21 protein-coding genes and 1 tRNA gene are annotated in these 23,019 nt (G+C 39.3%); 12 read left to right on the top strand and 10 right to left on the bottom strand.

The features are described 5' to 3' along the window. Positions 1-59 precede the first annotated feature (59 nt). Genes ECA1_RS11240 through ybaK form a run of 3 tightly spaced genes read left to right on the top strand, consistent with a single transcriptional unit; the run spans position 60 to position 2,529 of the window. The gene (locus ECA1_RS11240; protein WP_060792547.1) at positions 60-1,229 is read left to right on the top strand and encodes a class I SAM-dependent rRNA methyltransferase; all 1,170 of its coding nucleotides are present in this window, start codon (positions 60-62) and stop codon (positions 1,227-1,229) included. Between the two features lie 5 nt (positions 1,230-1,234). Next, the gene (aroD, locus tag ECA1_RS11235) at positions 1,235-1,987 is read left to right on the top strand and encodes a type I 3-dehydroquinate dehydratase (RefSeq protein WP_016608677.1); all 753 of its coding nucleotides are present in this window, start codon (positions 1,235-1,237) and stop codon (positions 1,985-1,987) included. Positions 1,988-2,037: 50 nt separating this feature from the next. Next, complete coding sequence (gene ybaK, locus ECA1_RS11230; RefSeq protein WP_016608676.1) at positions 2,038-2,529, top strand: Cys-tRNA(Pro) deacylase; 492 nt, start codon at positions 2,038-2,040, stop codon at positions 2,527-2,529. A gap of 55 nt (positions 2,530-2,584) precedes the next feature. On the opposite strand, the gene ECA1_RS11225 is transcribed toward ybaK, so the two are convergent. Then, entirely contained in the window at positions 2,585-3,622 is a 1,038-nt protein-coding gene (locus ECA1_RS11225; protein ID WP_060792519.1) for a tagatose 1,6-diphosphate aldolase, read from the bottom strand. A gap of 136 nt (positions 3,623-3,758) precedes the next feature. Continuing rightward, complete coding sequence (locus ECA1_RS11220; RefSeq protein ID WP_060792518.1) at positions 3,759-5,021, bottom strand: BaiN/RdsA family NAD(P)/FAD-dependent oxidoreductase; 1,263 nt, start codon at positions 5,019-5,021, stop codon at positions 3,759-3,761. 160 nt (positions 5,022-5,181) lie between these two features. Here ECA1_RS11220 and gdhA point away from each other — a divergent pair, with 160 nt between their 5' ends. The 3 genes from gdhA to ECA1_RS11205 all read left to right on the top strand — a co-directional run bounded on the left by gdhA (position 5,182) and on the right by ECA1_RS11205 (position 8,551). Beyond that, the gene (gene gdhA, locus ECA1_RS11215; RefSeq protein ID WP_005229132.1) at positions 5,182-6,531 is read left to right on the top strand and encodes an NADP-specific glutamate dehydrogenase; all 1,350 of its coding nucleotides are present in this window, start codon (positions 5,182-5,184) and stop codon (positions 6,529-6,531) included. Positions 6,532-6,633: 102 nt separating this feature from the next. Then, positions 6,634-7,980, top strand: a complete 1,347-nt coding sequence (locus ECA1_RS11210; RefSeq protein ID WP_060792517.1) for a glucose-6-phosphate isomerase — start codon at positions 6,634-6,636, stop codon at positions 7,978-7,980. Positions 7,981-8,341: 361 nt separating this feature from the next. Continuing rightward, positions 8,342-8,551, top strand: coding sequence for a hypothetical protein (locus ECA1_RS11205; RefSeq protein ID WP_005229136.1), 210 nt, complete (start codon positions 8,342-8,344; stop codon positions 8,549-8,551). A 61-nt stretch (positions 8,552-8,612) separates the two neighbouring features. On the opposite strand, the gene ECA1_RS11200 is transcribed toward ECA1_RS11205, so the two are convergent. From ECA1_RS11200 to ECA1_RS11185, 4 genes are all read right to left on the bottom strand, one after another. After that, positions 8,613-10,415 (bottom strand): glycerophosphoryl diester phosphodiesterase membrane domain-containing protein, encoded by a 1,803-nt coding sequence (locus ECA1_RS11200; protein ID WP_060792516.1) that lies wholly within the window; start codon positions 10,413-10,415, stop codon positions 8,613-8,615. A 173-nt stretch (positions 10,416-10,588) separates the two neighbouring features. After that, positions 10,589-11,188, bottom strand: a complete 600-nt coding sequence (locus ECA1_RS11195) for a TVP38/TMEM64 family protein (RefSeq protein ID WP_005229140.1) — start codon at positions 11,186-11,188, stop codon at positions 10,589-10,591. Between the two features lie 188 nt (positions 11,189-11,376). Next, positions 11,377-11,847, bottom strand: a complete 471-nt coding sequence (locus ECA1_RS11190) for a threonine/serine exporter family protein (protein ID WP_060792515.1) — start codon at positions 11,845-11,847, stop codon at positions 11,377-11,379. Then, the gene (locus tag ECA1_RS11185; RefSeq protein ID WP_010749694.1) at positions 11,844-12,602 is read right to left on the bottom strand and encodes a threonine/serine exporter family protein; all 759 of its coding nucleotides are present in this window, start codon (positions 12,600-12,602) and stop codon (positions 11,844-11,846) included. The genes ECA1_RS11190 and ECA1_RS11185 overlap by 4 nt, the downstream gene beginning before the upstream one ends. A gap of 278 nt (positions 12,603-12,880) precedes the next feature. On the opposite strand from ECA1_RS11185, the gene ECA1_RS11180 reads away from it, so the two are divergent. Together ECA1_RS11180 and ECA1_RS11175 are read left to right on the top strand one after the other, a co-directional pair. Next, the gene (locus ECA1_RS11180; RefSeq protein WP_010749693.1) at positions 12,881-13,447 is read left to right on the top strand and encodes a TetR/AcrR family transcriptional regulator; all 567 of its coding nucleotides are present in this window, start codon (positions 12,881-12,883) and stop codon (positions 13,445-13,447) included. A gap of 84 nt (positions 13,448-13,531) precedes the next feature. Further along, positions 13,532-13,619, top strand: a tRNA-Ser gene (locus ECA1_RS11175). 142 nt (positions 13,620-13,761) lie between these two features. Here the strand turns inward: ECA1_RS11175 and ECA1_RS11170 are convergent. Then, on the bottom strand, positions 13,762-14,499 hold the full coding sequence (locus ECA1_RS11170; RefSeq protein ID WP_060792514.1) for a tyrosine-type recombinase/integrase: 738 nt from the start codon (positions 14,497-14,499) through the stop codon (positions 13,762-13,764). A 53-nt stretch (positions 14,500-14,552) separates the two neighbouring features. Here ECA1_RS11170 and ECA1_RS11165 point away from each other — a divergent pair, with 53 nt between their 5' ends. Further along, complete coding sequence (locus ECA1_RS11165; RefSeq protein WP_060792513.1) at positions 14,553-14,741, top strand: MPN domain-containing protein; 189 nt, start codon at positions 14,553-14,555, stop codon at positions 14,739-14,741. Between the two features lie 66 nt (positions 14,742-14,807). On the opposite strand, the gene ECA1_RS11160 is transcribed toward ECA1_RS11165, so the two are convergent. Continuing rightward, positions 14,808-15,803: a glycosyltransferase family 2 protein gene (locus tag ECA1_RS11160; RefSeq protein ID WP_060792512.1), complete on the bottom strand. Its 996-nt coding sequence runs from the start codon at positions 15,801-15,803 to the stop codon at positions 14,808-14,810. A gap of 420 nt (positions 15,804-16,223) precedes the next feature. Here ECA1_RS11160 and ECA1_RS11155 point away from each other — a divergent pair, with 420 nt between their 5' ends. Beyond that, entirely contained in the window at positions 16,224-18,317 is a 2,094-nt protein-coding gene (locus ECA1_RS11155; RefSeq protein ID WP_228077429.1) for a YfhO family protein, read from the top strand. A 1,000-nt stretch (positions 18,318-19,317) separates the two neighbouring features. Here the strand turns inward: ECA1_RS11155 and ECA1_RS11150 are convergent. Then, complete coding sequence (locus tag ECA1_RS11150; RefSeq protein WP_060792511.1) at positions 19,318-19,977, bottom strand: Ltp family lipoprotein; 660 nt, start codon at positions 19,975-19,977, stop codon at positions 19,318-19,320. 228 nt (positions 19,978-20,205) lie between these two features. Here ECA1_RS11150 and ECA1_RS11145 point away from each other — a divergent pair, with 228 nt between their 5' ends. Beyond that, positions 20,206-20,391, top strand: a complete 186-nt coding sequence (locus tag ECA1_RS11145) for a hypothetical protein (protein WP_060792510.1) — start codon at positions 20,206-20,208, stop codon at positions 20,389-20,391. A gap of 63 nt (positions 20,392-20,454) precedes the next feature. Here the strand turns inward: ECA1_RS11145 and ECA1_RS17635 are convergent, their stop codons facing one another. After that, the gene (locus ECA1_RS17635) at positions 20,455-20,604 is read right to left on the bottom strand and encodes a hypothetical protein (protein WP_005229155.1); all 150 of its coding nucleotides are present in this window, start codon (positions 20,602-20,604) and stop codon (positions 20,455-20,457) included. 466 nt (positions 20,605-21,070) lie between these two features. Here ECA1_RS17635 and asnB point away from each other — a divergent pair, with 466 nt between their 5' ends. Next, on the top strand, positions 21,071-22,966 hold the full coding sequence (gene asnB, locus ECA1_RS11140; RefSeq protein ID WP_010749664.1) for an asparagine synthase (glutamine-hydrolyzing): 1,896 nt from the start codon (positions 21,071-21,073) through the stop codon (positions 22,964-22,966). Positions 22,967-23,019: the final 53 nt, after the last annotated feature.

The following is a 23,019-nucleotide window of genomic DNA, read 5'->3' as shown; positions in this document are numbered from 1 at the left end:
ACAGACAATACAGTCGCTTTTTGCTATACTAAAAAGGAGAATGAATGGAGCAGATGAACATGAAAATAAAACTAACGAAGCAAGGATCAGCGAAGCTTCGCAAAAAGAATCCGTTGATCCAACGAGAAGATCTTCAACAAGCAATCGAGACGAAGGAGTGGGTCACCTTTATTGATCAGGCCAACCATTTCTTAGGTGTCGGCTATCTTGGGGAACAAAATAAAGGGATCGGATGGGTCGTATCCTTTGAAGAAACAGTGATCGACCAAGCATTCTTTGCGCAACGCTTTGCGAAAGCAAAAGGCAAGCGTAGTGCTTACTATCAAGATGACCTGACAGATGCCTTTCGTCTGTTTAATGGCGAGGGGGATCAATTGGGGGGACTTACCGTAGATTTGTATGGCGAGTATGTCGTTTTTTCTTGGTACAATGCCACCCTTTATCAACATAAAAAAGCGATCGTGGCGGCTTTTCGTCAAATATTTCCCGAGATCAAAGGGGCTTATGAAAAAATCCGCTTTACGTCTGAACTGCCTGAATCAGCATGGGTCTATGGAAAAACGGCACCTGAACCCTTACTGGTGAAGGAAAATGGCGTCACGTATGCGACGTATTTGAACGAAGGACTAATGACGGGCATCTTTTTGGATCAAAAAGAAGTTCGTGGGCAACTTGTTGATGGCTTGGCAGCTGGCAAGACGGTTTTAAATATGTTCAGTTATACGGGGGCGTTTTCTGTCGCTGCTGCTGTCGGTGGCGCTGCTCAAACAACGAGTGTCGATTTGGCAAAACGCAGTCTAGAAAAGACCCGCGAACAATTTGCAGTCAACGGCATTGATCCAGATACCCAGCGTATCCATGTCATGGATGTTTTTAATTACTTCAATTATGCCAGCAAAAAAGACTTGCGCTTTGATGTGATCGTTTTAGATCCGCCGAGTTTTGCCCGCAACAAGAAAAAGGTCTTCTCGGTTGCGAAAAATTATGGCGACTTAGTCACTGATAGTTTGGCGATTTTAGCGCCGGATGGCTTGTTGATCGCCTCAACGAATGCGGCCAATCTTTCACCGAGGAAGTTTCAAGAAATGATCGAAGCATCCTTAGAGAAAGCACACGTTGCTTATGAATGTATTCAAAGTTATCGTCTACCAGCTGATTTTGCGGTAGATAAGCATTTTTCCGAAGGGAACTATCTGAAAGTATTCTTTTATCAAATGAAAAAGGAGTGAAGTAGATGAGCCGATCAAAACCAGTAACGTTAGACGGGAAAACACCGTTGATTTGTGTGCCATTGATTGGGAAAACCAATGAAGAGATCTTGAAACAAGCCATTGCTGCTGAGGAATCAGAGGCACAGATCGTCGAATGGCGTGTTGATCATTACAAACATGTCGAAGACCAGCAAGCGGTCTTAGATGCGTTATCACATATTCGCACGACATTAAAGCACAAAGAGCTGCTCTTCACTTTTCGAACCTTGGAAGAAGGGGGCGAGCGGCCGTTCACATTGACCCAGTACAAAGAATTGTGTTTAGCTGCTGCTGATTCAGGCTTGATCGATTGGATCGATGTCGAATTAGAGAAAGCTGAATTTTTAGGTCGAGCCTTTATTCAAGAAATCAAAAAGGCACAGGTAAAGCTGATATTGAGCAATCATGATTTTGAGAAAACGCCAGAAGATGCTGTGTTGATTTTAAAGATCGGCGTAATGAATCAATTTGGTGCCGATGTTGGCAAGTTAGCGATGATGCCCAAGCAAGTCCAAGATGTTTTACGTTTGATGGGGATCATTACTAAAGCTCGTGGCTTCAACCAACTGCCGTTGGCGATCATGTCGATGGGGGAGCTGGGGAAAATCAGCCGGGTTAGTGGGGCATTGACTGGTTCGGTCTTTACTTTTGCTTCGTTGCAAGGTGCTTCAGCACCTGGACAAATACCGATCGAACGAATGACCAACTACTTACAAGAATTTTCACTCAATGAGTAAGACCAGCCAAGGCCTTCTCTTAAAAGAAACCAAAACAAAAGAGGGATAAAATGGCGAAGAAGAAACAAAAAACCAATGCGATCCGTCAAGTAGAACAACAGAAAATCGCTTATAACGAATACACCTATGAGTGGTCGGAAGACCATCTCGATGCGCAATCCGTCGCTGCGCAACTAGCACGCCCGCAAGCCATCTACAAAACGCTGGTGGCAGTGGGCAACAAAACAGGTCCGCTGGTGGCTGTGATTCCTGGAAACAGAGAAGTGGATCTGAAAAAGTTAGCCAAAGTCAGTGGAAACAAAAAAGTAGAGATGCTGCATCTGAGAGATTTAGAAGAAACGACTGGCTATATTCGCGGCGGCTGTTCGCCGATCGGGATGAAAAAGCTCTTTCCTACTTATATTGATCGTGGGGCGCAGACACTGGAAGAAATCGTGGTTTCTGCAGGAAAGCGCGGGTTGCAGATGGGGCTTGCCCCACAAGCGTTGCAACAATTGACTAGGGCGGTCTTTGCCGATTTGTTGGCACCTGAACACGAATAAAAAATCCCCGTGAACCATCTTGAAATGCCGTTCACGGGGATTATTTTGTACTATTTTATTCCATTACTTCAATATCGAAAACCTCAATATTTTCTAAACCACCATAAAAGTCAAACCACGGAGTGGCATATTGTTTTAGAATGGCGTTTAATTCTTCAACATTTTCTTTCCCTTGGGTGTCCAGCCATTCCAGTAATACTTTGGCGCCTTGCTTCCCATAGATTTCCACACTATCGCGCCAAGTTGCTCGTCCACCTAAGATCCCTGAGAATTTAGCACCGTGTTGACCAGCAAAGGTCAATTCATCGCGAAAGACATTCGCTGGGACACCCGCACTCAAATAGATAAATGGTCGCGTCGCAGCATCACTAGCTTCTTTGAAGTAATTGGCGGCTTCTTCTTGCGTATAGACGGCCTCTAAGCCTTCTTTTTGGAAACCTTCAACTAAGTCGAACTGAACCGGTACTTCGACTTTCAAAATATCGATATGGTAGTGATCTTTCGTCAGTTCCTGAATGGTTCGGATGACCTTGCTCGGTTTGATCTTGGCAAAAGCAGGTGATTTGTCATCTGTGATCTCATCGTCGTAAACGATTGGCTCTACAAATAACGGAATATCGGCCGCTTGTGCCTCCGTACCTAAACGTTCTAAAAACGCATGTTTGGTATCTAAAATCTCTTGCGGTTCATCTGGATTATAATAAACCAAGACTTTTGCAGCATCTGCCCCTTTTTTCACTAAGCGCTGCAGCGATTCATTGGGTAGAATTTCTGGCAAACGACCCGGCGTATTGACATCATACCCTGTTTTTTCATAGGAAAGGATCAAGCCAGCATTGGGATTCTTTGCTTCGATCCCTAAGAAGCCATATTCCTCATCTAACAAAATACTGCTGACATATTTGGTCAATTCTTGGGAAACCAACTGCTTGAATTCATAAATGTGTTCCATCGTAAAGTCATCCGGTCCAGTTGCCGCCTTCATCATTTTTTTCATGGAACCACGTTGGTCGATCGCTAGTGCGGCAATCACACCATCCTCATTTGAAAGTTTTTGCATTCGTTCAAATTTACCTCTTGAAATTCGTTTCATTAAAAACCCTCCCTCGATCTTGCTATCTTTAGTCTACGCCTACTTTGAGAAAAACCCAACTAATAAGCAAAAAGAGAGGAGACCCAGGTGTTGGTAGCAACGGCAAGGATATTGCTGCAAACACCTGAGTCATCGATCAATAACTGAAATAACTAGCTGTTTCTGCTGCGTTTTTCCCTGAAACATGTCCAGTACAAAACGCTGCTGTAATGTTGAAACCACCTGTATACCCATTGATATCCAATAATTCACCAGCAAAATACAAGCCGTTGATTTTCTTGCTCTCCATGGTTTTTGGATTGATTTCTTTCAGATGGACCCCGCCACCAGTCACGAAAGACTTTTCTAACGGGAACGTGCGAACGATAGTGACTGAAAAGCCTTTGATCAAGGAAGCGAGCGCCGCCAACTGTTCTGGTGAGGCTTTTTCAGCAACCAGCTCATGCAGGTCTAGCTGCTGCAAAAAGAAGGTCATCAAGCGCTCAGGCAAAAAGCCAGCTAAAGCATTCGGCAATTGTTTCTTCGAAGCTGCAGACTGAATCAATTCCTGGGTCAAGGCTTCATGGGATTTTGCTGGCAGACAATCCAGAACAACCGTCACGGGTTGTTGCTTTTTCAATTCTTGATTTACAAAAGAGGAACAGCGTAAAGCAGCTGGACCAGATAACCCAAAGTGGGTAAACAAAAGATCCATGGTATGGGCGACGATGGGCTTTCCTTTTTGATCCAAGACACTCAACGTGATGTCTTGCAAGGAAATGCCTTGCAACGTCCGCTCTTGAATAAAGGAGTCTTCTGAAACAAGCGGCGATTCGGTTGGATAAAGTGGCGTAATGGTATGGCCGACTTTTTTTGCCATCTTATAGCCGTCCCCCGTTGCGCCCGTGGAAGGATAGGTGCGGCCACCTGTCGTCAAAATCACACTAGGGGCAGAGAACTCATCGGTTTCGGTTCGCACGCCGCGAATTTGAATACCGTCATGGATCAGCTTTGTGACGACCGTGTTCGTCAATAGGGTGACGTGATGATCGTTGATTGCTTGAAGCAACGCTTCGACGATGGTTTTTGATTTGTTCGTCACAGGGAACATCCGTCCGTGATCTTCTTCTTTTAAGACGACACCTAAGTCTGCGAAAAACGCCATTACATCATAATTATTGAATTGAGAAAACGTGCTATACAAAAACTTGCCGTTTCCTGGAATATGAGCAACTAAATCATCTACCGGCCGATTATTGGTTACATTGCAGCGTCCGCCGCCAGTCATCAATAATTTCTTGCCGATTTTTTTGTTTTTTTCGATTAATAACACCCGCGCACCTTGTTTGGCAGCAGTGATCGCAGCCATCATGCCGCTCGTACCTGCACCAACAACAATGACATCATAGGTTTTTTCCATTCTTTTCACCTCTTTGGGATTGTAACACATCGGCTATGAGTGCTGAAAGGATTGGTCGATTTTTTTCGAATAATAAAAAATTCTGACAATTCTAAAAAAAAGCGTGCAATTTCAGAAAATTTCTTTAAAATAGAAAATATCTTAAAGGAGGTAATGCACTATGACCAAAGCTTCAGCTTACGTGAAAGAAATTCAAGCGAAGATTCATGAGAAAGACCAACACCAACCGGAATTTCTTCAAGCAATTGATGAATTTTTGCCTACGATCGTTCCCTTTTTAGAGGAGCATCCAGAATATATTGAATCAAATATCCTTGCACTCTTAACTGAACCAGAACGTTTTATCCAATTCAGAGTCCCGTGGCAAGATGATCAAGGCAACTGGCAAGTAAACCGTGGCTATCGGATTCAATTCAACTCGGCAATGGGGCCTTACAAAGGCGGCTTGCGTTTTCACCCAAGTGTAAACTTGAGTATCTTGAAGTTTTTGGCGTTTGAGCAAATCTTCAAAAACAGCTTGACAGGTCTGCCGATCGGCGGCGGCAAAGGCGGAAGTGATTTTGATCCAAAAGGAAAATCAGATGCCGAAGTGATGCGTTTTTGCCAAAGCTTTATGACGGAGCTGTCAAAACATATCGGACCTGACTTAGATGTTCCTGCTGGCGACATTGGTGTCGGAGGCCGAGAAATCGGCTATTTGTTTGGTGCCTACAAACGATTGAAACAATACGATGCTGGTATTTTAACTGGTAAGCCATTAGACTTCTGGGGCAGTAAAAACCGCACAGAAGCAACGGGTTATGGCGCCGTTTATTTCGTTAAGCATTTATTGACAGACCTAGGTGAAACCTTTGCAGGCAAAAAAGCGATCGTTTCTGGAAGCGGCAATGTTGCGATCTATGCAATTGAGAAATTGCAAGAATTAGGTGCGATCCCTGTCACGTGTTCTGATTCCTCTGGTTTTATCTATGATAAAGACGGCATTGATCTGGCCTTGTTAAAAGAGATCAAAGAAGTGAAGCGTGAACGGTTGACGGCTTACGCCAAGGAACGTCCATCAGCCGAATATCATGAAGGGGCATCTGTCTGGGATTTTGATACACCAGCGGAATTAGCCTTTCCTTGCGCGACACAAAACGAGATTGATCTCTCACAAGCCAAACGTGCAAAAGCCAATGGTGTCCGGGTCGTTTCTGAAGGCGCGAATATGCCTAGCTCATTAGAAGCAGCAGAATATTTTATTGAAGAAGGAATTTTCTACTGCCCAGGAAAAGCAGCCAATGCTGGCGGCGTAGCCGTTTCTGCGTTAGAAATGAGTCAAAACTCCCAACGACTGCAATGGGAAAAAGCTGAAGTCGATGCCAAATTGGACGATATCATGAAGTCGATCTATGAAGCATGCCGTGATACTGCTGAAACCTTCGAACAAAAAAATAATTTTATGTTAGGTGCGAACGTCGCAGGCTTTGAAAAAGTTGCTAAAGCAATGTTTGCTCAAGGACTTGTCTAAAATCACCCAACAGGCTACCTATCAGGAATTACTTGAAAAAAGTTGAAAAAAAACGTAAAGTAGGTAGTGTATGAAAAACTATTTTTTCAAGGAGGACAAATCATGTCACACATCAAGTTTGACTATTCGAAAGTAGCACCATTCGTGAACGAATACGAATTGAGCTACATGCAAAGTCAAGTTACAGCAGCAGACAAACAATTACGCGAAGGAACAGGTGCTGGTAGCGACTTTTTAGGTTGGATCGACCTTCCTAAAAACTATGACAAAGATGAATTTGCGCGCATCAAAAAAGCGGCTGAAAAAATTCAATCTGATTCTGAAGTATTAGTCGTGATCGGGATCGGCGGATCTTATTTAGGAGCGAAAGCAGCGATTGATTTCTTAAATCATTCTTTCTTTAACTTGCTACCAAATGAAGAACGCAAAGCACCACAAATCTTTTTTGCAGGTAATTCGATTTCTTCAACATACTTAGCAGATTTGATCGAAATCATCGGTGACCGTGACTTCTCTGTGAATGTGATCTCAAAATCAGGAACAACTACTGAGCCAGCGATCGCTTTTCGTGTTTTCAAAGAACGTTTGATTGAAAAATACGGCAAAGAAGAAGCCAACAAACGCATCTACGCAACAACGGATAAAGCGAAAGGTGCAGTAAAAGTTGAAGCAGATGCTGAAAACTGGGAAACCTTTGTGATTCCAGATGACGTCGGCGGCCGTTTCTCTGTATTGACTGCTGTTGGTTTATTACCAATCGCTGCCAGCGGAGCGGATATCGATGCCTTGATGCAAGGGGCAGCAGATGCTAGCGATGCTTACGCAAGTGACAACCTTGAAAAAAATGAAGCGTATCAATATGCAGCAATGCGTAACATCCTTTATCGTAAAGGCAAAGTAACCGAATTGCTGATCAACTACGAACCAGGCATGCAATACTTCTCAGAATGGTGGAAACAATTATTCGGCGAGTCTGAAGGAAAAGACCAAAAAGGGATCTATCCTTCAAGTGCAAACTTCTCGACAGACTTGCATTCTCTTGGTCAATACATCCAAGAAGGCCGTCGCAATATCTTTGAAACAGTTGTTAAAGTTGAAAAACCACGCAAATCAATTGCGATCCCTACACAAGAAGCAGATCTTGATGGTCTTGGCTACTTAGAAGGAAAAGAAGTTGATTTTGTTAATACGAAAGCCTTTGAAGGAACATTACTTGCACATACAGATGGGGATGTACCAAATCTGTTAGTAAAAATTCCTACAATGGATGCATACACGTTAGGTTACACCATGTACTTCTTTGAGATCGCTGTGGGTATTTCTGGCTACTTAAATGGCGTGAACCCATTTGACCAACCAGGAGTTGAAGCGTACAAAAAAAATATGTTCGCCTTACTTGGCAAACCAGGTTTTGAAGATCTTGCAAAAGAATTGAACGAACGTCTATAATTCGATAAAGAAACGCCTTGAGCCAGTCTGATTGGCTCAAGGCGTTGTTTTATTTTCGCATTTGTTGTGTTACTAGATCGTTGGGCCAATAAATCAGCGGTCTTCTTTTAATCCCCAAAGCAACGCAGCAGACAATAGTCCAAAGATACAGGTTTGAATAATTGGCATTTGACTCATCTCCTTTTGATTTCCTTTAGTATAAAATGCTTTTTAAGAAGTCGCACGAACAAAGCAGTGGGTTTCAACGAACGAAACTGTCATTTCTTGGTGACAAATGCGTGATGAATTGAAATAAAACGTTTTCAATTTGATGCTTTTTTGTTATTATATCTTTAAGAAAGAAAACGGTTGAGGTGAGGATATGGAGAATATTACGATCGGTGAAAAATATGTCTGCCAACCTGTCGGGGCGAGCAAGCCTGTGATTGGTGTGGTGGAAAAACTATACGTAAATACGGCGTTGATCGTCGTTTCAAGTTATGAAGAAGAAGATCAAGCACAAGTAGAAGCTTGTAATCGTCGAATGATCGTCAGTTTCAATAAAATTTGTACGCAAACGAACGTTGCCTAACCAACTAGCAAAAAATGCTGCTCAACGGAACACCGTGAGCAGCATTTTTCTTCGTGTGAAATCAGCCAACGCCGATCACAAAATTCAATAGTTTGTCTGAATAAGTCATATCTTCTTCCGTCACACTCAACTCTTCATTTAAGATCTCCATCTGGTCAGTAATGATCCCGTCCACCCCGTAAAAACGCATCCGGCTGATAGTATCCGCATCATTGGGGGTCCAAACGAACACTTCCTTGCCATCGGTTCGGGCAGAAGCGATGAAGTTGCGGTTGATCGTACTGTATTCCATCGTCAGAAAATCAGCACTGGTCAGTGGTGGTCCCACGACATTGAAGGGCATGATGTACCCTGAAATCAATTGAGGCGCCTGAGCCTTTAATTCCTCAACAACTGTATAGGAGAGACTTTGCATAATATGCCCATTTGCAAGGAGGTCCTCTTGATATCTTGCTAAAAAGGCATTTACAAGTTCCGCGGTATCTTTTCGCTGCGTTTTGATCTCCACCAGCAGTTTTTGGTCCAATTGGTTGGCAAGTGCCAAGTATTCATCAAAGGTTGGAATACGTGCTGTCTGGTTGTTTTCCGAAACCGTCAGTGATTCGGCGTAACTCAAAGGCAATTGCTCTGGTTTTCCCTGACCACCTGTCAACGGACGGTAAGAAAAATCATGATAAACAATAAAATGACCATCGCTTGTTTGTTGGACGTCCATTTCAACGTAATCCGGTTGATACTTCTCGCTAGTAAAGCGTAGTGCTTCAAGAGAATTTTGGACCCCTTGTCCGTCGCTGACCCCTCGATGGGAGATCGTTACCGGATGGATCGAAGCAGCTGAAGTCAGATAGTTCATATTATATAGACTAACACCGACACCGAAAAGCACCGTTACCAAGGTAAACAACGAACTTTTTAGACCTAAGAAATGACGCTGGTTCAATGGCTCTTGGTGGAACCATGAAGGAATCTCCGGTAAAAAGCCTTCATCATCCATGAAATCAACGATGATGTAAAAAATGGCTACCGTCGATAAAATGACATTCAGTAACAAGATAAACTGCAAGAAAGTCATAATAAAAACAGCACTATACAACGCATAGTCCGGTGTAACAACTTCAATCACCGCCTGAATGGTAATCAGCAAAGTGAAGCCTAGTGTCGAAATCAACAAAATGCTACCGCCGATAAAGACAAATTGTCCAACGATGGCAAAAAAACGGCGTTTTGTTACTTGGAGGCTTTCTTTGATGGCTTTTCGAAAGGGCAGATCACGTAATATCATTTCTGGCAAGGCAAAGATCACGCGAATCCCCAAGTAAATCAACAAAACATAAACCAACAGCACTGCCCCGATGATCAAGACACGGTTGGCAAAAATGAAATCCATGATAAATGCGGGAATTTTGATTTTTGCGAGTAAATCAGAATTAAAACTCAACCCACCGATCGGTAAAATCAGTAAGAAGTAAAACAGGAAAAATAAAAAGGTCATCGGCCGTAATTTACGCAACTGCAAAACAGTCATCCGTAACAATTGCCGCAAGCTGATCGGCTGTTTCTTTTTAATAAAATAGACACTTAGCAGCAAAAAAGTAAACTCAAAAAAGACAGCTAATAAAATCAAAAGTAAAATCAGTGTTAATGAGAGCAGCACGACTGGGTGGTCGGTAAAGATACTGCCGATATTATCAAAAGAAAGGTAAGGCAAGCCCCCGCGTTTTAAGACGAACTTGGTGGAAGCCGATAAGATTGGGATCACTAAGAACAACAAAGCACCGTGCATCAGTAACACATCACGGAAGTAGGCGTTGCTGTCTTTCAAAAAATCCCAAGTGTTGACTAAGCTGTTTTTTAAATAATTCATGGTCGTCATCCTAACAAAAGTAAGTATTTTAGTTCCTATTTATTCTAGAAAGGCGGAAAAAAAAGAGTCGAACAGTTTCAGAAGCACATTCGCCACAGGTATAGATCCCTGTATGAAAAGCAGCTCCTTCATGTTCGGCTCAATGAATTGATCGTTTTTCTTACCTATTTTTCTTATCCGCCTAACAAACCAGTTAAGAATGTTCCACCATAAATCAAAGCCATGCTGTACAAGAAAATTGAAGCAGGTTTTGCCAACAAAATAATCAGCGTAAATTTCTTCACTGTCATGTTGGTCAAGCCAGCCATTAGACAAAGGGCATCATCTGGGGCGACTGGTAGAAAGATTGCAAGGGCGAAAAGTTTTTCAAATCGGCTTTGGTTATCTAACCAGCCAATATATTTATCGTAAGTTTTGTCACTGATCATACTTAAAATGAATGGTTTACCGTATCGTCGGCCTAGCAGGAAAATAATGACAGAACCAATACTGATTCCTACATAGTTATAAACGAATCCTAGATAAGGACCGAAAATCAAGACACCTGCAGCGCTGGAGACACCACCGGGAATGATCGGGATCACTACTTGCAAGATCTGCAAAAGGATAAAGACGATTGGTCCTAAGATAACGGAATTTCCAACTAGACCTCGCAGTGCATTAATGTCTTTGAAAACACCTAGATTGATAAAATAGATCGTTAATGCGATAGATAAACCTAAGCCAATAATAGAAATCGTATTAATGATACGACGAGAAGTTGCTATGCTCACAGGACTTCATCTCCTTTATGTTTCATAATCCCACTATACGGGGTGAGACCAGAAAAATCCAGTAAAACAAATGACAAACGTCAAACAGTTTTGTAAGGTATGCCTTTATTATAAAAGAAGTCCGAAAAGAAAACATTGTACTAAAGTCTGAAATAAGAAAAATTTATAGTTTCTGCGCACCAATAGTTTCAGGAGATTTTTTTATCTGAGGGATGTTTTTTCGTTCGCTTGATTTGCCAACGATTCACGATCTTTTCAACCACACTCGTCATCATGAAGCCTCCAGCGATCGCCCCAGCGGTGATGACAACGATCATCAGATTTTCAAAGCCGACAAAGTTGTCGCCCAAAGCGAATTCTCGAACGGCTTTGTAGGCAGGACCACCCGGTACGAGAGGAACGAGGCTAGGAATGTTAAAAATGATCATGGGCATTTTTTTTCTGCGGGAAAAAAAGATGCTGACGCAACCGACGGCAAATGCGGCTAAGAAGTTGGCGCTGCCTAGACCATAGCCAATCGTTTTCAATGACCAATAGATCATCCAGCCAACCGTTCCAGCGATGCCTGTTGCAACTAAGGCTCTTTTAGGAATATTGGTCAAGATACCAAAGGTCACGGTGCTTAAAAAGCTAAAGGAAAGGTGAATAAAAATCGTCATGAGATCCCTCCAAATAAGGTGAAGACCGTGGCGATGCCAACACCGATCGCGGCAGCTGTGAAAATAGCTTCAGTTCCCCGAGCAGTCCCACTGATGAGATGGCCTGCCAAAATATCCCGAAAGGAATTGGTGATCGCTACACCAGGAACTAAGGGCATGACGGCACCGATAATCAAATTATCGACGTTTTGTGCGACATGAAGAGAGACCGCCAGAAGAGACAAAGTACCGATCAGTAAAGAGGCGCAAAACATATCCAAAAAGCGGATATCGATGACTTTTTTGACCCAATAGGCGCATAAAAATCCTAGACAGCCAATGACAAACGTTGCTAGAAAATCAAACCAAGCACCGCCGAAAATAATCATTAAAGTACTGCTGACCACGCCCGCACTAAACACCTGCAGCCAATAAGGAAAACTTGGTGTCGTTGGATTGACCTTTTTTAATGCCTCGTGCAGTTCCACTAACGAGATTTTTTTTTCAGCATAGGCACGAGACAATCCGTTGACGGCAACAATTTTTTCGAGATTGATGACTCGATCATGAACATTTTCTACTTGTGCATAGTGGCTACTGCGTAAGCCCATAAAAAGTCCAGTTGCTGTTACATAACTAATGCTGCCTTGCTCTCCGGCATTTGCTGCAATTCGATTCATTGTATCTTCCACTCGATAGACTTCCGAGCCGTTTTCCATCATGATTTTTCCTGCCAACAAACAGGTCTCCAATAATAGCTCTTTTGATTCAGCCATTTCCAAACTCCTTTTTCAATCGAATTTGCGCACTACATTCTTAGTGTACAATTTCAGCGAGTTTTCAACAAGGAAGAAAAGTAGATTTGAAAAATAACTAGCAGCCAATGCGTAGGATTTTTTGTGATAAATGAAAGGAGAAGCACTTCTTTTAATTAGTAAACATTCGTTTTTAATGAACAAAGTGAATAGAAATAAGATAACGGATGGAGTGTTTTATTTTAAAAAAATGAATATCTCGGTTACAATTAAATAAATATAAAAAGGGGGATATATTGATGCGAAGGAAGGTCTATACAAGAGAACACATTTTGAAGGCCGCTTATGAACTGATCAATAGAGAAGGTTTTGGCAATTTTACGGCCCGGAATATCGCTAAGCACATGGGAATTTCTACTCAACCGATTTATCTTGAGTTCGAAAATATGCAGGACTTAAAAAATACCTTGGTGGAGGCTGTTTTCAAAGATTTATCGGAAAATGTTTTTCCAGTTGTTCGAACAGGAGACAAACTTGTTGATTTAGGCCTGAATTATATACGCTTCGCTCAAGAGCAGCACAATCTCTACATCGCCCTTTTTATCGACGACTATGGCGGTGGGAAATTGATGCATGATTTTTCATCGACCTATTTCAAATCCTTGATCAAATCAGAAGAAAAATATGCGGATCTTTCAGAAGATGCGGTAAATGCACTACATAATGGCGCATGGATCGTTGTGACTGGTTTGGCTTCCTTAATGTCGGCGGGTATCATCACACCCACCGATGACCAGATCATCAAAATCATCAACGAGACCATTGAAGGCGTAATCGAAAAGAAAGATAGCTACATCTTCGATTAAAGAACAAAAAATCTGCATCCCATTACTTATTGGGTGCAGATTTTTCTTGACATTTTTAATAAAACTAGCGAAAATAACTGTTATGGAGAGTTGGCAGAGTGGTAATGCAGCGGACTCGAAATCCGCCGACCCGGTTCATCCCGGCGCGCAGGTTCAAATCCTGTACTCTCCTTATGAAGAAACCAGAAGAACCCTTGATTATATAAGGAATACTTATATATCAAGGGTTCTTGCATTTTTTTAAATGTAAGAAAGTGGAAGAAAACTAGAGAAAATAGAATGATTTTGCACCAATTTTGCACGAGAATATGGATTCATGCAAACAGCTCACCCATTGTCGTGCTAACGATTTGAGACTCTTTTTGTTCCATTTCATCAAGAATATGCTGATAAATACCTAATGTCGTTTCAATTTTTTTATGGCCCAAACGTCTGGAAACGTATTTTAGATTAACACCTTGATAGATAAGTATTGATGCATGTGTATGTCGAAGTCCATGAAAGTTTATCGGTTGATCTATTCCAATTTTCTTTTGATGTTTCTTCAACGTTTTGTTTACTGCAGAGTTTGATATCAACTCCATATCGTCATTTAGGAAAACTAGATTTTTCTCATTCTTTAGTATCCTACCAAAATAATATTCACGTTGATGTTTCTTTAATTGTTTTAAAAGGTCAAGAGTGAAGTCGTCAACAGTAATAAGGCGCATTGATTGGTAATTCTTTGTATTTGAAAAGTCTTGTTTGTATACATAGTCCCATGTTTTCTCAACTCTAACAGTTTTATCTTCAAAATCTATACAGTTCCAAGTCAATCCAAGTATCTCCGCATATCGCATTCCTGTAGCAATACCTAAAAGAATCATATATCTAGATACGTAGGTTGGCTTGATGCCATCAATCAAAGAATTTGTGAGTTTTTTGGTTTCATTGTAGTTTAGGAATTTATCTCTATCTGATTTATCTGAAATACCACCACGAGATGAAACCTTATAAGTAGGGTCTTTAAAAATAATTCCTTCTTGCAGTGCATCTTGGATCGCTGCTTTCATATAGATGTGAAGCAAACACACCACAAATTCAACCAAAGAAAGTAGGAGAAACCATGTTACTATTTAGAAATCAAAATGATCCGAAAGTTTACTTTTTGACAGGAAACAAATTTACTCATGTGAAAACAGAAGGCGACTTGAAGAAAATCCAAGCGATGATGGAAAAAGCAGGCTATGAAACTTGGATTCACACAGATCCAGTTCAAGTTGCGTATCTCCGCAAAGTAGCAACAGAAGCATAAAAAATCGCCCACTCAAAATAAAAAAGTGGGCGATTTTTTTATTAATAGGACAAAGAAAGCTTTCAATTAAATTGTTTGTTTTGATTTGCAGCCGATAGTTCCTTTACAATAAAACTTAGAAAAAAGAGGAATTAGATGCGATTTTTCGAGTGATCGAAAAGCGAAAACTATTAATCTGTTTTTTATTCCCTCTCCTTTTAGTTCATTAGATAAAGGGTTGAGTGTACTATCAAATTTCCTGTCAGAAATCCATTTTTTAATTCGTTTATGTTCAATTAGAAAATCATTTCTATGAGCCTGTCTTCCTGAGAACAGAAGGAACCAAACATAGTAACGCTTAATAAAGTATTTTAAGTAGGCATCTGATTGACCATGTGCAGCTTCAATTAACTTATCTAATAAGAAAAGAATATCAATATCTTTATTAAAACCTTTTTGACAAGTATTTGAGATACTGTGGCCATTAAAATACCAATTATATCCGACATAATCAATTGACACTATTTTTTTGGTGTTGCTGAATACTTTTAAATTAAAGTAAACATCTTCACCAATTGGATAATCTAAGAATAAGATATTGTTGTCTATCAAAATCTGGCGATTATAAATTTTTGCCCACGGCGCAAGAATAACATATTTTCCCCAATCACAATCCCGTGGAAAATCAGAAAACATGATTTTGCTTTTGTTCACACGCTTATAACCACCGATTACCAAATCAGCATCGTTCTTGATACAATTATCAATAAATGTCTGAATGTAATCCTTCTCAATATAATCGTCGTTATCTATAAACATTATGAATTTCCCGGTCGCTACTTTTATTCCAAGATTTCTAGTTTTAGATACACCTTCATTGATTTTTGTAATAACTTTTATTCTTGAATCTTCCATTTCTTTTTCTTTTAGGATCTCTAAGCTGTTGTCAGTTGACCCATCGTTAATTAACAGTAACTCAAAGTTTCTAAACGTATTTGCAGTTATTGAATCAATGCATCGAGTCAAATGTTCTGCAGCATTATAAATAGGGACAACAATTGTGAGTGCGGTTACGGTCGACATTTTTTCACCTTTTATTCTGAAATAAGTTTCTTTTAATAAAAAATAGCACTCAGAGTAAAAAAATACAACTTACAGAATTGTCACATAACGATCAGGCAAAGGGTGAGGTAATTTAATTGATTTTAGAATTGCTCATGCAAAGAGTTGATTTTTTTATCAACAAAAATAGCCTGCTTCGGCGGGCTTGTACATAGAATCATAAAAAATAAGGAGTAGATTGATGGGACTGTTAAAGAATTAAAAGCACTGTGGAAAATGCTACTAACATTCTTACTGAAATTGAAAAATGCTCTCATACTTTAAATGAGTATGAGTTTTTTTATATTTTTAGTTTAATAATAGAATTGAACTGTGTTAATTTTACTGATATTATGTGTTAGGGAATATTCATGTACCAATATGATAAAAGGAGTACTACTATTGAAAAAAATTAACAAGTCACGTATGAGGTATTATGATATTATTGTGTATACAATTTTGTTTGTTATGATAATTCTTATAGGATACTATCCTCTGTGGAGTCAAAACTTATCTTTGGTTTGGAATATAGATGGTTTAGGACAGTATTATCCAGCTTTCATCTATACTGGAAAATACCTCCAAGAAATATTTATAGGGATTTTTAATGGACAATTAAAGTTTCCAAGTTTTGATCTTGCAATTGGTATGGGAGAAGACATAATTGGCTCCTTAAACTACTATGGTTTTGGTGATCCATTAAACATATTTGCAATTTTAGTAAATGATAGAAATGCCCCATATTTATTTTCTTTTATGATTGTATTTAGGATGTGGTTGTCAGGTTTATCACTTATAAAGTATCTATCGAACTTTAACCTTGATAAAGTAGCTGTTAATATAAGTGCTTTGGCTTATGTATTTTGTGGCTTTTCCGTAATGGGTGGAACAAGGTACGTTGAGTGGTTGTCCGTATTAATTTTTTCTCCGATGATTTTGTTAGGTGTTGAAAAGATTATTTATAATAAAAATTTTACTCTTTTTATTGTATCGGTAATGTACGCTGCCCTATGTGGTTTTTATTTTTTATTCATGATTTCAGTTGTTCTAGCTTTTTACCTCCCTATAAGACTTTTGTTTCAGAAAAAGAGTTTTAGAATAATGATTTTAGAAATAGTAAAATCTATTTTTGCTTATACTGTTGGTATACTTTTAGCGGCACCATTTTTCTTTCCGACTCTTCAAAGTTATTTTTTAAGTGAAAGAAAAAGCGAGCCAATTCAAAATATAGTTTTTAATTCAAATAATTATATTCCTAATGTTTCAATAAAATTTGATAAATTAATTAGTCTACAAGCAGTAGAACCACCAAATTTTTTGTCCGGAATTATCATACTGGAATTATTGGCAGTTGTATTATTGTTGTTTTTACCTAACAATAGAAGAAAATTACAATGTTTGATTTTCTTTGTAATTACTTTTGTCGCTTATTCATTACCAATTACTGGGTATCTATTTAATGGTTTTGGTCAGACAAATGATAGGTGGGTGTTTATTGTTCATTTATTATTGTCAGGAATTTTAGCATATGTATTGACCGAATACAGAAAGATTTTGGAGAAAGAGTTTGCTCAACATAAAAGTAAGGGCAAAAAAATAAATATTATTTTTTCTCTAACAGGATTGATGGTTTTTTTGAATATTATTATCAATTTATGGGGTGTTTATAGTAGCTATGGTTATGACTGGACAAAAGAATTTATTGCATATGAAAATTCTGAAGTTTATACCAACTCACCCGTAAACTTTTCAACTAAAGTACAAAAAGATTCTGAGTTGTATAGAGTATCAAATGATATTCTTACGGGTATAAATGGACGACCTGAAAATGTAGCAATGATTAACGATTACTATGGATTGTCTTATTGGTTTAGCGTTATTAATAATCGTTCGCAAGAAATTGTTGATCAATATAGTCAATCATCATTAAAGTGGCGCTCCTATGGTTTTGCCAGCCATAATACGATGAATACATTAAGTGGCGTCAAATACTATTTTTCAAAAGAACCTCTAGTTGATCCTACAGGGTACCAACTTATCGAAAATGTTTCTTTTAATAATCAGAACTGGTTTGTTTATAAAAATGTAAACTTTCAGAGCATTGCGTTTGTTTTAAGTGAGGGAGAACAGGGAAGATTTGCAATAAACAATCCAGAAGACAGGGAATTACTCATCAAATCAAGAAATGACGCAGATGGAAAATTGGAAGATATAGTTTATAGTGGAAACACATTTGAAATAAAAGCATCTGCTTCTTTAGGAGAAAAACTTTTGCTACTAGTTCCATATCATGAAAACTGGAATGCTTATGTAAATGGTAAAAAAGTTGATCCCAGAATTGGACCTATGAATTACATGTATGTGATCTTAGATAATGGAGAAAATAGTGTACGATTTGTTTATTCAAACCCATTTATCAAATTAGGTCTGATATCGTCAATTTTAGCTTTGGTCATGTGTATTATATTTTATATTTATTTTAAAAGAAGTTTCTAAAAAATTAATGTATAAATTTCTATGAAATTAATAATAGAGACGTCTAATTCATCTATAAATCGTAAAGTAGATAATGAAGAAAAATAAAATAGTCCGCTACGCGGGCGTTTGCATAAATCCTATTCATTTTACTTGCAGTAACTAAGTTTATCCTATAGATTAGTAGGTACGTGCAATACTCTACGAGGAGTATTAGGCGGTAATGCTTGGGGAAGTGTGCCTAGTACTCTTCGATTTTTTTATTTTAGCATTATTTCAATGTAATAGATATTATTGATTAGAAAACCGTCATAAATTGGTTGAGTTTGATTAATAAAAGATGTATCTTATACTCATACCCAAAATGTTTATTTTTCGTTTACTCTTTCGAGATCCACTCTATCATAACTAGGGTGGATTTTTTGTTGAAATAAAAACTATGTTCTTGTAGAATGGAATCATAGCCTTGACCGGGGCTATTTCATTTTATATCTTTTTTCAGGCCACTCTCCTTGAGGGTGGGTTATTTTTGAGCATAAGGTTTGAATAAATTTTAGATTGCTCATAAAATTAATTTACCATATAAAAAAACTTTTTTATCTAATTGAGCCACTCCTCCCCGAGAGTGGTTATTTTTTGTAAAAAAAGCACAGCATATTCTCATATGCCGTGAAAGAGTGACAAATAAAAATGTGAAAAAACAGTTCTCACTAAGAAAATTTATTTTGCATCAATTTTGCATTAACTCTGAAAATTGGCTTCTAAATCAATGTTTATAATGGGGGTTTTAGGCTTGTACTCTCCTTATATCAACGCTTTGGAGCGTTTAGCCTATCTTTCGAGATAGGCTTTTTTGTTTGTTGTGGGCAGAAGCGTGGGCAGAGAAGCTAACTGACTGCCGAGCTTGATCAATAACTATCTGAAAAAACCTCAGCCTATCCTCGATTTGGAAATCAACAGAAACATACGCCAATTTGCTGAACCCTTTTTTTGCTTGTGGTCCTGCAACAAACGAAAAGAATCAATCGGGCAAACGTGCTAAGGCATATTCAATTTGTTCAGAAGTAAAGCCTTCATAGGAAAGTTGGTTCGCCACACGCTCATATGATAAGGATAAATTTTGCGAGTAGCGAATCGCTTTTTTCAATGCTTGCTCGTTCCAATCGGCATCTACCGTAGCTACGGCAAAGTCTGCGGCGCTCTCAGAAAAATCCTCATAGAGTAGTTGGCGTTTTAAGCTCGACTGAGAAAACGCATTGCTGGATAAGTATCTTTCTGCACGATTCAGTGCATTTCTTTCTTCGCGGGAAAGTTGAGGTGTATGTTGCTCGTTGTTTGCGGGTTCTTCTTGTTGCGCGCTACTTGCTTCGTTGTTGCCAGCTGTTTGTTCTCCTTGTGGTTGTTCCACGGGAGCAGCGGCATCGCCAAAGGATTCATTTTTCCCTGATTCGTTACGTAAAGAAAGGCTTAATTGCGCAGTGATGCTATCGAAAGACGCCACATCTTGGTAGAAGGACAAGCCACCATACGAAAACAAGACAATAAAAGCGGAAGCGACAATGAGAAAAACATTTCGATCTCGTTTGTTTTTTTGAGTTATCAACCCAATATAAAATAAGATAATGCCAAAAATGAAACCAATCAAACCGATAAAAAACAAACCAGCGAAAAATGTAGCCATAAGCATCCCCCCTAAGAAAACAGTTTCCTAAAGTTAATAGTACTATGTCTGGAATCAGAAAACAGATTTGTCTTTTCATGAATAGAGGAAAAGGATGATTTGACAAATGTAACGTCTATGCTATTAACAGATCATTCATATGTATTAAAGAAGTGACGCTCAAGAATTACTGGTGAAATCGCTGGTAAACGAAATGAAAGTACAGTTGTATCAGTAGGAGGGAAGAAGATGGATTTTGAAGAAAAAGATTACTTCATGCGTTACACAAAAATTGCGGCACAGGGATTGAGCAAATTTATTACGCAAGGATCTGTTGATGAAATCTTACAGCTGGATGAACAGCAAAGTGGACAGAAGCAAGAAGCGGATACTGCAAAAGACAAAAGCGAGCAAAAAAAACAAGAAAGCACCTAGCTAATTTTTTCCTTAGCGAGGTGCTTTCAGTACGAATCGGTATCCTTCATTTGGATAAACTCCTTATGCAGTTTTTTTCAATTCTTGTACAGCTTGCTCGATCGTAATTCCAGTCGCAAAATGATTCGCATCTTTTTTATCGAAAACGATAAATAAATTCAATTTGGTATCCAGAGTTACACGATATTGTAGATCTGTGTTATAGAATGTCATAGTCATTCTCCTTTCTTAAATCTTGTCATTGAAAGGCAACGGTTAGTTGATAACGAAATTCCATAGTTAGAATAACACTTTTTTTCACAATAGTCCAATAAAACTATCAAGCGAACAAATCTGACTGATCCTTTTCAGGAAATCAATGCCTGAGAATGGCAGCAAAAGAAGTTTCCTGGAGTCAGTAAATTCGGGAAAAGTATCTTTGTATATTTTCAGAAAAATAGAATTCATAAAAAATTTCTTAAGAATTTTGAGGATAGCTATTTTCTTAGATAACAAATTTGTAAGATTGAGAGTATGAGATGATTGGAAACCTTGATATCATAAGGTTTGTCTCCAAATTATGTTTTGTGCAAAAATATATTGATTGTATTTTTTTGAAAAAGAGATCGTATCTCTTGAATTCTATGGTATGATTTACTTTAGAAAAATGAAAATGGATTATGAAAACGGATGTGAAAATATGTGCGGAATTGTCGGCTTTGTCAATTCGAAAGACCAAAAAGAAATCATTATTGAACGCATGATGGACCGGATCGTTCATCGCGGACCAAACAGTTCAGGAAAATTTACCGACGACCAAGTAGCGTTAGGGTTTCGTCGTTTATCGATCATCGACTTAGAAGGTGGCTCACAACCGATTTTTAACGAGGATCGAACAAAAGTCATTATTTTTAATGGGGAAATCTATAACTTTCAAGTGTTGCGGGAAGAATTGATCCAAGCGGGTCATGTTTTTTCTACCCATGCGGATACCGAAGTAGTCTTACATGGCTATGAGGAGTGGGGCATTGATGTTTTGCAGCGCCTGCGGGGAATGTTTGCTTTTGCCATCTGGGATACTCAAAAACAAGAGCTTTTCGGCGCACGAGATCACTTTGGCATCAAACCATATTACTATGCGCAAATGAATGGCAGTTTTATGTTTGGTTCTGAAATCAAGAGCTTTTTGCCTCATCCAGATTTCAAGAAAGAGTTGAACCAAGAGGCGTTGAAACCTTATTTGACGTTTCAATACTCGCCTTTGAACGGAGAAACCTTCTTTAAAGGCGTTCATCGTTTGCAAGAAGGGCATTATTATTTGTTTAATGAACAGGGATTGACGATCAAGCAGTATTGGGATGCAGATTTTTCAGTGAAAGAAAATCATTCAAGAGAAGAATGGGTCGACAAAATCGATCAAGCAGTCCAAGAATCAATTGCCGCTCATCAAATCAGTGATGTTGAAGTCGGCTCATTTTTATCCAGTGGTGTCGATTCAAGTTACGTAGCTTCTGTCTTGCGACCAGATCGCTCGTTTTCAATCGGGTTCGATGACAAAACCTACAACGAAGCGATCGAAGCCCGCAAATTGACGGAAAAACTCGGTTTGAACAACACAGCAGCGGTCATCGATGGTGAAATGTCCTTTGAGGCATTCCCGTTGATTCAGTATCACTTGGACGAACCAGATTCTAACCCTAGCTGTGTCCCTTTGTACTTTTTAGCCAATCTGGCAGCACAGCAAGTGCGAGTCGTTCAATCTGGGGAAGGGGCAGATGAATTATTTGCCGGTTATGCTGCTTATGGCTTCCACACAAACTCTAAAGCGGTGCGCGTTTTTGCCCAAGGATTGAAAAAATTGCCACAAAACATCCGCTTTCGTTTGGGACGTCAAATCGGCAAAATGAAAAACTTCCATGGTCGAATCCATCTTTATGAAGCAACGGCACCTGCCCAAGACTTCTTTATCGGGCAAGCACTGGTCTTTGAAGAAGAGGAAGCACTGCAGCTTTTAAAACCAACGTATCAAAAAGGACCCTCTGTTGCTGAAATCGTTGCGCCTCATTACGAGAAAGTCAATGGTCTCAAAGACGAGGTCAATAAGATGCAATATTTAGATCTTCATCAGTGGATGCCGAAGGATATCTTGTTAAAAGCAGACAAAATGTCCATGGCGAGTTCCTTGGAATTACGTGTTCCTTTATTGGATATCGAGATGCAGAAGTTGTCGCAAACGATCCCGACGAAATATTTGATCAATCAAAACAACACCAAAGATGTGTTTCGACAAGCGTCAAACCGTCATTTGCCAAAAGAGTGGGCAAACCGTGAAAAACTCGGCTTTCCTGTACCTATCAAGGCATGGCTGAAAGAAGGAACAGGGTATGAAGCAGTCAAGAGCCTTTTTGAGTCAGACTTTGCGGCAACCTTCTTCGATCAAACAGCAATTTTACAAATGCTTGAAGACCATCGCCAAGGAAAACCGAATCTTCAGCGAAAAATCTGGACGATCTTTACGTTCTTGACCTGGTATAAAGTATTCTTTATTGATGAATCGATTCCAGAAGCCAAAGAAATCGTTTATGAAACACTTTGATTTGAATATGGAAGCAAAAAAAAAGCTGATGCGGACATCCCGCATCGGCTTTT

Origin of the sequence: Enterococcus casseliflavus NBRC 100478, from assembly GCF_001544095.1 — a bacterium.
In the GTDB taxonomy this organism is placed as follows: Bacteria; Bacillota; Bacilli; order Lactobacillales; family Enterococcaceae; genus Enterococcus_D; species Enterococcus_D casseliflavus.
The sequence above is the reverse complement of the archived record's forward strand: the minus strand, read 5'-3'. Positions and strand labels throughout refer to the sequence as shown.

Excerpts from the sequence above, each read along its gene's own strand:
- ECA1_RS11170 (WP_060792514.1), bottom strand. The coding sequence starts at position 14,499 with ATGAAAGCAGCGATCCAAGATGCACTGCAAGAAGGAATTATTTTTAAA.
- ECA1_RS11200 (WP_060792516.1), bottom strand. The coding sequence starts at position 10,415 with ATGAATTATTTAAAAAACAGCTTAGTCAACACTTGGGATTTTTTGAAA.
- asnB (WP_010749664.1), top strand. The coding sequence starts at position 21,071 with ATGTGCGGAATTGTCGGCTTTGTCAATTCGAAAGACCAAAAAGAAATC.
- ECA1_RS11205 (WP_005229136.1), top strand. The coding sequence starts at position 8,342 with ATGGAGAATATTACGATCGGTGAAAAATATGTCTGCCAACCTGTCGGG.
- ECA1_RS11150 (WP_060792511.1), bottom strand. The coding sequence starts at position 19,977 with ATGGCTACATTTTTCGCTGGTTTGTTTTTTATCGGTTTGATTGGTTTC.
- ybaK (WP_016608676.1), top strand. The coding sequence starts at position 2,038 with ATGGCGAAGAAGAAACAAAAAACCAATGCGATCCGTCAAGTAGAACAA.
- ECA1_RS11145 (WP_060792510.1), top strand. The coding sequence starts at position 20,206 with ATGGATTTTGAAGAAAAAGATTACTTCATGCGTTACACAAAAATTGCG.
- ECA1_RS11190 (WP_060792515.1), bottom strand. The coding sequence starts at position 11,847 with ATGACGATTTTTATTCACCTTTCCTTTAGCTTTTTAAGCACCGTGACC.
- aroD (WP_016608677.1), top strand. The coding sequence starts at position 1,235 with ATGAGCCGATCAAAACCAGTAACGTTAGACGGGAAAACACCGTTGATT.
- ECA1_RS11220 (WP_060792518.1), bottom strand. The coding sequence starts at position 5,021 with ATGGAAAAAACCTATGATGTCATTGTTGTTGGTGCAGGTACGAGCGGC.
- ECA1_RS11165 (WP_060792513.1), top strand. The coding sequence starts at position 14,553 with ATGTTACTATTTAGAAATCAAAATGATCCGAAAGTTTACTTTTTGACA.
- ECA1_RS11240 (WP_060792547.1), top strand. The coding sequence starts at position 60 with ATGAAAATAAAACTAACGAAGCAAGGATCAGCGAAGCTTCGCAAAAAG.
- gdhA (WP_005229132.1), top strand. The coding sequence starts at position 5,182 with ATGACCAAAGCTTCAGCTTACGTGAAAGAAATTCAAGCGAAGATTCAT.
- ECA1_RS11225 (WP_060792519.1), bottom strand. The coding sequence starts at position 3,622 with ATGAAACGAATTTCAAGAGGTAAATTTGAACGAATGCAAAAACTTTCA.
- ECA1_RS11185 (WP_010749694.1), bottom strand. The coding sequence starts at position 12,602 with ATGGCTGAATCAAAAGAGCTATTATTGGAGACCTGTTTGTTGGCAGGA.
- ECA1_RS11180 (WP_010749693.1), top strand. The coding sequence starts at position 12,881 with ATGCGAAGGAAGGTCTATACAAGAGAACACATTTTGAAGGCCGCTTAT.
- ECA1_RS11160 (WP_060792512.1), bottom strand. The coding sequence starts at position 15,803 with ATGTCGACCGTAACCGCACTCACAATTGTTGTCCCTATTTATAATGCT.
- ECA1_RS11210 (WP_060792517.1), top strand. The coding sequence starts at position 6,634 with ATGTCACACATCAAGTTTGACTATTCGAAAGTAGCACCATTCGTGAAC.
- ECA1_RS17635 (WP_005229155.1), bottom strand. The coding sequence starts at position 20,604 with ATGACATTCTATAACACAGATCTACAATATCGTGTAACTCTGGATACC.